Source organism: Chloroflexus sp. (assembly GCF_034434295.1).
In the GTDB taxonomy this organism is placed as follows: domain Bacteria; phylum Chloroflexota; class Chloroflexia; order Chloroflexales; family Chloroflexaceae; genus Chloroflexus.
In genome coordinates, this window is the sequence record NZ_DAOTZQ010000067.1 from 1 (window position 1) to 7304 (window position 7304).

The window sequence follows — 7304 nt, forward strand, 5'->3', positions numbered from 1 at the left end:
CGTAGGGGCGACGCATGCGTCGCCCCTACCGGCGTCCAGCGGTGCATAGTTCAGGTGCAGCAGCGGGGAAATAGGTGGCTGTTATGGCCTATGCTGCCAGATGTCCTATCAGGATCCCCCAGTCCATCGAAACTCCACTCTCCCGCGCAAGCGCTATGCATTACCCATAACTACACCTATGGTGTTAACCACGTGCGTACCATTGGGTATGATCGCTATACGTGCTGTTTTTGGCACCATGCCAGGGATCTGGCCTATCGTGAGCTGTGCGCATCAAGGACGGAATGCGGCATGATTGCAGCGAGAGACATCGTGCCGAACCGTGAGGCAGGGTGCTCGAACGTATGTTATCGCGCTGTGCTATCGTGCACCTGGACGGCAAGGGCTTGACCGCATGCCGGGCACCAACGACAACCTACCCGGCTCGTAGCCCGGTGGCAGCGAACAACTTCAGCCGTGCCACCACATGCTGGATGGATTGCCTTAACCGTGCGTCATGCGCGTGTCGCAGGGTTTGGCGTGCGGCAGTCACGCTGCCGCAGCAGCCGTGCTCACGATCCAGCACGTGGCACGCCGTTATCCTTCCTGGTCAGGTGGATACTGGATGTAATCGTAACGATCCGGGACGCGCTCGCAGCATAGCCAAACGTAGCCGGACGCTGCGGAGTACGTGACCACATGATGTGCGTGACTACCGATGTAGCGTGTCCATCACGAAGTACTCCGAGGTTTCATACCAGCCGCCGGGTGACAGGTGGGTAATGCGTAGGGGGCAGGATCATGCTCCAGTGGCCTGCCCTCAGCGGAGGGAGGTTGAGAAGGGGCGAAAGGTGACCAGAACCTGCCTGGAGCACACCCATTCCCCACTCCCCATTCACCATTCACCTGCACTACTGGCAGCGCGTCGGATTTTGCGCCTGGGAGAAGACGCGCTCGAACTCACCGAGATAGGCTGCTGCCAGCACCGGGTCTTCGATGATGAGCAGGTTTTCGTCGTTGGTGCGTTCGGCGCGACTGGTGAAGTTATACGAACCGGTAATCACAATCCGTTCATCAACCACAATCACCTTGTGGTGCATGGTATAGCAATTCCCGTCGGTTAAAACCTCGACACCTGCTTCGCGCAACGGTCCAAACTCGGAACCGATCCCTTCTGCGTTGCGCTGCTCGAACACCCCCCGCACCGGAATGCCGGCCTGCTGCCGATTAATCATTGCCCCGGCAATCTCGTCACTGGTGAACGAAAAGGCCATAAACACGACCGACCGGCGGGCATTGGTGATGACCTCAACAATCCGTGCGGCTGGCCGTTCGCGGGGCGTAAAGTAATTCTCGATAGTTGCCTGACCGGTGGTAATGCGGGTGTGCGGGGTTGTCGCCTGTTTGCTATTGCCGAACCGACCGGCAGCCATTTCCGCAAATTCGACGCGATAATTCTCGACTATGGATGGGATCGTGATCCGTAGCAGGTTGTTGTTGTTGCGGTAGGTGTCGTTGATTGTCACATTCCACGATCCCGTCCAGACGATCCGGTTGTCAATGATAATGAATTTGCTGTGGAGAAACGCTGTTGTCTCTTCCCAGCTTATCGGAATCCTGCCCTCTTCAATAATCCCGGCGAATTTGGCATCTACCGGGTCCTCCAGGCTTTCACGGTCAAGCGCCAGTCGCACCTGTACGCCACGTTGGTGGGCAGCAACCAATGCTTCCGCCAGTGGTTGTAATGTGTATTCAAATGTCGCCAGATCGATACTCTGGCGAGCATTGGCAATATCGGTCAGCATATCGCGCAGAAACGGTGGCGTGACCCGGTTGCGTGGTACGTCGGGGTAGACCAGCGATGGTGTCGTAAAGTAGACAGCGATGTCGCCGCTGACATCGGGTTTAGGTTGAGTTTCAATCCCGAACAGGGCCGGATCGAGGCCGAAGCGGCGTAGATCAATAATCCCGGCATTAATCAGATAACCGAGGGCCAGGATGAGAAACAGCAATATGATCTGCGTGCGGTTGAGGCGATATGGTCGTGATGAAGGGGGCTTGTGCGCCATAGATTCCCCAGTCTAGCGACGGCCCAGATGGGCCAGCAGGCTGAATGGTACCGCATGTAGCCATCGCTTCGGATACGCCGGTACCGGCGGGGAAGGGGGTGAGTCGATAGTGTAAGAGCGAGCATGACCTGTATCACGATCAGTCGCGCTTCCCAGCACAACATCCGCTGCTGGATCAGCGGGCTGATCCGGTGCGGTTTCTCTTAGCGATGGTGGTGTCGGCAGCAGAGTCGTCAGTGTTCGTTCCGCCGTCGCCACCGTGCCATCAGCCCGTGCAGCGGCCCGCACGGCCTGTCGCAGCGCCTGCGCAATCGTCTCGGCGGTAGCTTCATCAACAATCGTCGCCGTCAAGGCAACAGCGCGGGTTGTTGCCCAACGCAGCAACTGCGTCGCCTGATCATCGGATAAGCCGGCGGTCAGACGCTCGTCTTCTTGCAACGCTTCAACGACCAGTTGTTGCAGCGGTGTGAGATTGCGACGCATCGGCTCCACCACATCTTACAACCGTGAACGTGGATCGAGCGCATCGCGCAGACCATCGCCGACGAAATTAATGCTAAGCACCGTCAGAAAGATCAACATGCCGGGGAAGAGGGCCAGCCAGGGGGCTGCCTGCAAATACTGGCTACCGTCGGTTACTAGCCGACCCCAGGTCGGTGTATCAGGCGGGAAACCGACCCCCAGGAACGACAGCGTTGACTCGGTGATAATTGCACTCCCCACTTCAAGTGTTGCAGCGACGATAATCGGGCCGATGGCGTTAGGCAGGATATGGCGAAACATAATTGCCGGACGGCTGACACCCAACGCAATGGCTGCCTCAACAAACTCCTTCTCTTTGAGCGATAGAAAGGTGGCGCGCACAATCCGGGCCGTGCTCATCCAGGCCAGGCTCCCGATTACTGTAACCACAATCGTGAAAATACCGGCCTCCGGCGACCCCATGAGTTGAATGACCGGATCGCGGAACAGATAGACTACCAGCAACGTGAGGGGAATTGCCGGTAGCGAGAGGAACAGATCGGTAATCCGCATCAAAATCTGGTCAACAACCCCACCCAGGAAACCGGCAGTAGCACCGATGATAGTACCGAGCGAAATCGCAATGGCCATTGCAGTCAGACCGACCAGCAGCGAGACCCGACCACCGTACAATGTGCGCACCAGCAAATCACGACCGAGATCATCGGTGCCGAAGGGATGGATGGCACTCGGTGCCGAGAGGATATTCAGAAAATCGAGATGGTCAATTGCCGTTTGCAGGTCAACCCGATCCTGCAAAAACGGCGAGCCAATTGCCGCCAGTTCTGTTGCCAGGCGCGGTACGTAGAAATATGGCCCAACAAACGAGAACAGGGCCAGCACGACCAGCACAGCGACCCCCAACATTGCCATGCGATGCTTGCGAAAACGCCGCCAGGCATCGCTGAGCAGTGTGCGCGGTTTCGCAGCCATCCGCGTGGTCATCTGCTGGGCACGGGCACTGGCCGAAAGCCCTACGGTGCTGTTCATTTCTATTTCTGACATACGCTAACCCCTTCCGGCTGCCTCTCACTTACGAATAGCGTACTCGTGGATCGAGCACACCGTAGAGAATATCGGCAATCAAGTTAAATACCACCGTCAGAATGGCAAAGATGAACGTCAACGCCATCACGACCGGGGTGTCAGAATTATTGATCGACGTAATCAGCAGCGCTCCCAAACCATTCACCCGGAAGAGGTTTTCGGTAATGATTGCACCGGCGAAGATGGTTGGAATACCGAGTGCAATCAACGTGACCACAGGGATCAGGCTGTTTACCAAAACGTGACGCAAGACAACCATCTGGTCGCTTAACCCTTTGGCACGCGCTGTACGCACATAATCGAGCGACAGATTATCAAGCATTGATGAACGCATGAAGCGGGTAAGGGCAGCAGTTTGTTGCACAACCAGTACCAGCACCGGTAAGGTCATTTGACGTACCTGTTGGGTGAAGGTCTCCCAGTCAACGACTTGCAAGGTCGTATTGTACACTATCGGAAACCATTTCAGATTGATGGCAAAGATCAACATCAAGACCAGACCGGTGAAGAACGAAGGTACTGAAAAACCAATAAACGCAAAAAAGGTAGCAATGTTGTCAAAAATTGAATACTGCTTCACCGCTGAAATAATACCGATCGGAATTGCCAGCAACACCGCGATCAGATACGCTGTGCCCACAACCGTTAATGTTTGCGGTAGGCGCTGCCAGATCAGATCAATCACCGGGCCACGGGTACCAAACGAGAAGCCCCAATCCCCCCGCATGAGCGAGGTCAACCAGCGCACATAGCGAACCGGCCAGGGTTGATCCAGGCCAAACTGAATCCGAATCAGTTCACGGGTCGATTCAGGAATGGCCGGATTGAGGGCAAACTGGGCCAGTGGATCACCAGGGGCAAGTGCAAGCACAGCAAAAATCACAAAACTGATAATCAGGAGCGTCGGAATAGCAATTAAAATACGCCGAATAATATACTGCAACATACGCTATTGCCCCTGTCGAATGTAGCACGGCTATAAGTCTGGATTACGATTCACCTATATCCTGTGCCGGCTTACCGGCGTGATACTTTATGTTTCTCAGGTGATGATGCCTGGTCTGCATCATTGCAGAGTGCGGAAGATGTGCTTACGCACTATCCCGGCATATGAACACCAGCATGCGGAATTGACTACTCTGGCTGTTGCCGCCCTATGCGCCCAACCTGCTGAAGCGTTATGGCAAGCCTGTATTCAAAAGCGCCATTGCTAGAACAGTCGGGTAACACATGTGCCGGTGATTGAGATGCGTTCAACATTGTACAGTATGTCGCAGGTAGATGAACCCGCTATCCCGTTATTGAGAAAGCGCGAGAAGCAGCAGGATCACTCCTGCCGCCTCTCGCGCAGGCATCGCTTACGGCACGCGCCGCCAGCTTGCGATATTCCAGATGCTGCTATCGAAGGTATTGAAGGTCGGGCCTTCCAGATTCTTCAGCTTGGCATTGGGCGTGCGGCGGTTAATCAGCGGAATAACCGCACCATCGTTGACCAGCAGATCGTTCATCTGAATGGCCAGCTCTGACCGGCGTTGTAAGTCGAGTTCGACCTTCAACTGCTCGAAGAGCGCATCGTATTCAGGGTTGCAGTAGCGACCATCGTTGTTGCCGTTCCACTGGTTGGCCGAAGAGGCTACTTCGGCGCAAATCCAGCCCTGCAGATACTGCTGTGGATCGGTTGACGATGGGCCGTTGGTGTACATTTGCAGGTCAGCGTAGAACTTGTTCAGCGTATCGGGGTTGCCCGGATCGCCACCGAAGAAGACGGCAGCGTCAATGGCCTTCACGTTGACCTGAATGCCGATTTCGGCCAGATTCGACTTAATAATCGCCTGTTCGCCCTGGCGCAGCGTGTTAATGCTGGTCTGGAACGTGACAATCAGCTTAACACCATTCTTCTCGCGCACCGAGCCATTCAGCACCCAGCCTGCCTCTTCCAGAATCCGCTTTGCCTCTTCCACATTCCGTTCGCAGCTCGTGTTGGGAGAGTTGACGCTGGCAGGTACGACCAGGATATTGCAGGTCGGTTCGCCGGTCGGTCCGTAGAGCTGATCGGCGATAGCCTTGCGGTCAATCGCCAGTGCGATGGCTCGACGTACTGCCGGATCGGTCAGGAAGGGATGCGACTGATCAGGTTCGCTGCGCTTGTCACCCAGGGCCGGGTCAGGGTTAGCGAAGTTGACCACAATCCGCTCGACACCGAACGAACCACCGGCGATAGCATCACAATTACCGGCAGCCAGAATTGGTTCGAGCACAGCCTTTGGAATCTGCAAGTTCCAGGCAAAGTCGACCTCAGCCGTTTCACAGACCGCCCGTGCCGCCGATGTGGCATCGCCACCACCCTTAATCTCGACTTCATCGAAGAAGACATTGGCAGCATCGCGGTAGAAGGAGTTCCGCTCGTAGATCACCGTGTCTCCGGGGCGGAATTCCTTCAGCTTCCAGGCATTGGTGCCAATCGGTGCCAGATTGGCCGCCTGGCATTCAGCACTGGTGCTGGCCGCAGCTCCAACACAGTTCTCGAACTGCTTCTTCTGCAAGATCATACCGAGCGGGCCAACGAACGAGATGTAGGGGTTGGCGTTCGGCTCTTTCCAGGTGATCTTTAAGGTCGTGTTATCAATCTTCTCGATATTCGCGATTGGATCGAAAGCCGCCTTGGTCGTACAGGCCGTGGCTTCGTCGGCGCAGTACTGCCAGGTGAAGATAATGTCGTCAATCGTGAAGTCACTCCCGTCCGACCACTTCAGACCCGGCTTGATCTTCCAGGTCACGCTGGTACCATCAGCGGCGACCCCGCCATTCTCCAGCGTTGGAATTTCAGCGGCCAGGAACGGCACCAGCTCGTCCTTCTCGTTGTAGCGGGCCAGCGGTTCGAGAATCACCGTTGCGCCGTCGAAGTCCTTAGTACCGGTTGCCAGGTGCGGATTAAGCGTCGTGACTGCCTGCCAGTACAGGATCGTCAGCTTACCACCCTGCTGTGGCGCGGCGGGTGCCTCGGTCGGCTGCGGGGCAGCGGTCGGCTGCGGGGCAGCGGTCGGCTGCGGGGCAGCAGTTGCCTGCGCTGCCGGCGCCGTGGTCGGTTGTGCCTGCGGTTGCTGCGAACCACACGCTGCCAGGAGCATTGCCGCCACTGCTACGAGGGTCATCCATGCCCAAAGTCGTTTGTGCGACACAGGAACCTCCTCACTTTAGAACGAACACCTGTATTTGATGAACAACGCTGGCCACAGCCGTCACATTCCGTAGGCACTGCCGTTGATCCGGCACTGCTGCTGAACATCTGTCAACTGTCGGACTGTGCCAACGTCTCATCCACTGTTATACACGCCCTCATGGCGCGTCGCCAACCCCGAACGCGGGTATAGCAAAAGAGCGGTTGATCAGACAATGATCGTAACCGCTTTGCGCTGCCAGGCACAACTGTGTGTTGCGCAACTCCATCGCCCTTGATCGCCACTTTCACTGAGGTGCAGAGTGCCTTGAACAGTACCACAGGGCCGGCAAGTTGTCAAGAATGACAGCGATCACGCTGCCAATCACGGGGACACGGATGGACGCGGGTTAGGCGGATGGACGCGGATGGGACGTAGGCGTTGGTGAACTACACCTGACAGAAGGGTTGGAGGCAGACGCGGCGGCAGTGTGCCATACCTCGCTTCTGGTTTGGACACGGATGGACGC

5 protein-coding genes are annotated in these 7304 nt (G+C 56.4%); all 5 read right to left on the bottom strand.

The genetic code is table 11. The annotated features are described in order from the left end of the window. Window positions 1-890: 890 nt before the first annotated feature. The 5 genes from VAE57_RS10020 to VAE57_RS10040 all read right to left on the bottom strand — a co-directional run bounded on the left by VAE57_RS10020 (window position 891) and on the right by VAE57_RS10040 (window position 6769). Window positions 891-2048: a phospholipase D-like domain-containing protein gene (locus VAE57_RS10020; RefSeq protein WP_322821743.1), complete on the bottom strand. Its 1158-nt coding sequence runs from the start codon at window positions 2046-2048 to the stop codon at window positions 891-893. A 12-nt stretch (window positions 2049-2060) separates the two neighbouring features. Continuing rightward, window positions 2061-2531 carry a hypothetical protein gene (locus VAE57_RS10025; RefSeq protein WP_322821744.1) on the bottom strand — a complete coding sequence of 157 codons (471 nt, stop codon included), beginning with the start codon at window positions 2529-2531 and terminating at the stop codon, window positions 2061-2063. Between the two features lie 15 nt (window positions 2532-2546). Next, the gene (locus VAE57_RS10030; protein WP_322821745.1) at window positions 2547-3575 is read right to left on the bottom strand and encodes an ABC transporter permease; all 1029 of its coding nucleotides are present in this window, start codon (window positions 3573-3575) and stop codon (window positions 2547-2549) included. A 28-nt stretch (window positions 3576-3603) separates the two neighbouring features. Continuing rightward, window positions 3604-4563 carry an ABC transporter permease gene (locus VAE57_RS10035; RefSeq protein WP_322821746.1) on the bottom strand — a complete coding sequence of 320 codons (960 nt, stop codon included), beginning with the start codon at window positions 4561-4563 and terminating at the stop codon, window positions 3604-3606. A gap of 412 nt (window positions 4564-4975) precedes the next feature. Beyond that, the gene (locus VAE57_RS10040; RefSeq protein ID WP_322821747.1) at window positions 4976-6769 is read right to left on the bottom strand and encodes a peptide ABC transporter substrate-binding protein; all 1794 of its coding nucleotides are present in this window, start codon (window positions 6767-6769) and stop codon (window positions 4976-4978) included. Window positions 6770-7304 lie beyond the last annotated feature (535 nt).